1 protein-coding gene is annotated in these 2,825 nt (G+C 44.8%); it reads right to left on the reverse strand.

Annotation, left to right across the window (positions count from 1 at the left end; genetic code table 11):
- The coding region (locus tag ACT53C_RS14275; protein WP_476147033.1) for a TonB-dependent receptor at positions 1 to 2,825 on the reverse strand (2,825 nt) is incomplete at both ends.

Genomic DNA, 2,825 nt, shown 5'->3' on the forward strand with positions numbered 1-2,825 from the left:
AAACTCACCCAAGCCCCTCTTGGTGCCCCCGGTGCAATAAAGTTAGTTGTTTGCCAATCACTAGAGTTATGGTTGTAGCCATCAGGTCCAATCGCACCATATATTGATGGTGAGAATGGATTTCTACCTAAACGACCTGCTGAGAAATATTCCTTGTCAAAAATGTTGTTAATACGCAACCCTAATGTCCACTCTGAATTAATCTTGTAGCTGGTTTGGAAGTTAATTGTCATGTAGCCAGGGACAAAACCGGGGGAGGTGGTTGGTGAACGCCTAACCTGCCTGATGGTTCCTGTGGTTGGGTCCTCATAACTATCGACTAAAGTCACACCTGTTTGGTGTTTGTTGTTCTCATTACCACGCACGTACGCCATGGAGTGCGCAATCGCGGTGAGACCTAATTGCCATTTAGGTGTCACCGCATAACTGACCGTGGCATTCAGATTATGAAGTGGCACACCAGGCATCCTGTCACCTGGATTGACCTGAATTTGTCGACCATAGTCATTATTACCAAAAACCGTCTCAACCGAGCTACTATTGTCGTTCGCGGCCATCATGAAGGTATTTTCAAACGTTGCTGATGTCAGCGCATAGTTCAAGCGTAATTTCCACTTGTCTAATGACGCAGTCATCCCAGCCTCAATCCCTTGCCGACGGGTATCACCGATCGTATTAAAGAAACTTCTGTTGCCAGGGTAAGTGACTAGATAGATATCATCCCGCAAATCTGTCTGGTAAGCGCCCAAATTCCACTCAATATTGTCACCCCAACGACCTCTTAAACCGATGTCCATGGAAGTTGATTTAATCTGAGGTAGATAAGGGTCTCCTGAGAGCGTTGTTGGCAATGAGCAAGAACGATTCTCTGCCAAACTACGAGCAAGAAACTGATTTATACCAATCTGTACTGGAGTTGGATCAAAAGCACACCCTAACTCAATGACAGAAGGAACTCGAGTACCCTGCGAGATATTCGCGTAGATATTCAGATCATCTTTTGCTTGCCAGCTTAAGCCCAAAGATGGGTTAAGCGATTGATACGAGAATTTCTCTTTTTCAGGAGCATTCAACACATTAGAAGCATCCGGGACTATATAGCCTGTCGTAGGACAATTACCATTTATACAAGCACCGTACTCATCAGGAAAAGCTTCAAATTGCGAGAGATCAAAAACTGTAAATCCAAATGTACGTGAGGCTATTTTGTTATGGCCTTTAGTGGTGTTATAACGTGCTGAACCGGTAAAATGTAGAGTTTCAATAGGGCTCCACGTCTCGCTAAAATACAAGCTTTTGGTCACCTGACTACCTTTAAAATTATTATTACTGATTGGCTGATCAGCCAACGCATATTGATCCCGTATTTCATCCGGAGCCAAATAGGCTTTACGATTAGCGTCCAGTAATCCCAGCATCTGGCTACTGGTATAGTCTGCAGAAGGCATATCAATAGAAGCGCCTACCATGAGTTTGTGCTTCTCAAAGTTCCAGTTCAGTTGAACAGAAGCACCATCTGTGATTTGATCGATTTGAGTATTGGTAAGCACAGAGGTCGGTGTACCTTCTACTACACCCGGCGCTTGCCCCCCTCCTTGTGCTGCGCCATCTACATAAGTAGGTTGCCCTGTACTGCCATATGGAACCTCTAGAGGAGGCAGCCCAGTAGCATCAGTTCCATCCGGTCCAGACTTATACCCAGCACAATCGGCGGCATTGTTAGGGGCTACAGGCACCACCATGTGTTTTACACCATCCGCCGTGTAATAATAGAAATTCTGCAGGCCAAAAAAAGCCTGAGTAACGGGGTCACCGACTACCGTACGAAGCTGTATGAGTGTTGATGTATCGTATACCCATGATGGCTCGCCATTACTGTAGCTTGTAACTTCCCCAGAACCAATAACTGCTGAAGAACCATTTTGCGCGCGAAAGATTAATTGTTCTCGATAGTTCTTAAATACCCCATTAAAATTATTTTGCGCTCCAGTCAAGAATGCCCTCGCCTCATCAGGAATTGCTTGGTTGAACGAACCAGCAGGTGGAGTGCCGGAAATAAAATCTATAAAGTCCTGATTGGCAAATGGGTCATTTACATCCGTGTCCATATCAAGCACATAATAATCAGGCAGACCATAGCTATTGGTGCTATCAAACAAGCACGTAAACTGCTCACCTGGCCGCAAGTTTCTTTTGACTGTCTGCGCACCATATTGCGTATATACATCTGCGCCATATTGGTTCCGATTACTTTTCCTGCGATAGGCTTGGGCAGTGACAGAAAAATTATCATTAACGAAATAGCTACCTGAGAGCTGAAACTGGAGTAACTTGTTTTTAGTCTTATCGGGCGAGGTAAATACGCCATCTCTATCTTGTGCGTACATTTCATTCGGGATTAGGCCATTACCAACCAAATCGTTCCAAACGTTTAATACCCCAAGATTAAGATCTAGCTTATCTCCGCGATAACTAGCCTTGGTAAAAAGCTGATTGACTCGGCTTGGGGAGTTCTCCCGCCAGCCATCCTCTAAAAAGAAGTTTCCCGCTGCAAATAAACCAACCGTACCATTGTTCCAGCCTCCATCTACCTGAAGTTGTTTGCGTCCAAAAGAACCCGTTAGTACGTCTGCATTAAACCCTGAGTGATTAAATCCATCCTTGGTTTTCATAGAAAGCGCACCACCTAAGGTCCCTAACCCGAAGATGGGGTTCGAGCCAGGAAACACATCGAAACTGGCAAGCGCATTTAATGGAATCATGTCCCAGTTAACTACATCCCCAAATGGCTCATTAATACGAATACCGTCAATAAAAGCAGACAA

The sequence above is a fragment of the Methylophilus sp. DMC14 genome (genome assembly GCF_056314085.1).